The organism is Bradyrhizobium sp. Mp27 (assembly GCF_029953005.1).
GTDB classification, from domain to species: domain Bacteria; phylum Pseudomonadota; class Alphaproteobacteria; order Rhizobiales; family Xanthobacteraceae; genus Bradyrhizobium; species Bradyrhizobium barranii.
In genome coordinates this window covers 1-455 of record NZ_JASAUS010000637.1, presented here as the reverse complement: position 1 = coordinate 455, position 455 = coordinate 1, and the positions used below count along the sequence as shown (strand labels likewise).

General features: G+C 64.0%; 1 protein-coding gene. It reads left to right on the top strand.

The features are described 5' to 3' along the window. Window positions 1-455, top strand: a 455-nt coding sequence (locus QJT78_RS52130; protein ID WP_281460947.1) for a GDP-mannose 4,6-dehydratase, incomplete at both ends; no start/stop codon positions are given.

Sequence of the window (455 nt, the reverse complement as noted above, 5' to 3'; positions counted from 1 at the left end):
GCTCTCATCACCGGCGTGACCGGTCAGGACGGCGCCTATCTCGCCGAATATTTGCTGTCGCTCGGCTATGTCGTGCACGGCATCAAGCGGCGCTCGTCCTCGTTCAACACCGCGCGCGTCGATCACCTCTACCAGGACCCGCATGTCGGCAACGTGCCGTTCCTGATGCACTACGGCGACATGACGGATTCGACCAATTTGATCCGCCTGGTGCAGCAGATCCGGCCGACCGAGATCTACAATCTCGCCGCCCAGAGCCACGTCGCCGTCAGCTTCGAGAGCCCGGAATACACCGCCAACGCCGACGCCATCGGGGTGCTGCGCCTGCTGGAAGCGATCCGCATCCTCGGCATGGAGAAGGAGACGCGGTTCTACCAGGCCTCGACCTCCGAGCTCTACGGCCTGGTGCAGGAGATCCCGCAGAAGGAGACGACGCCGTTCTATCCGCGCTCGCC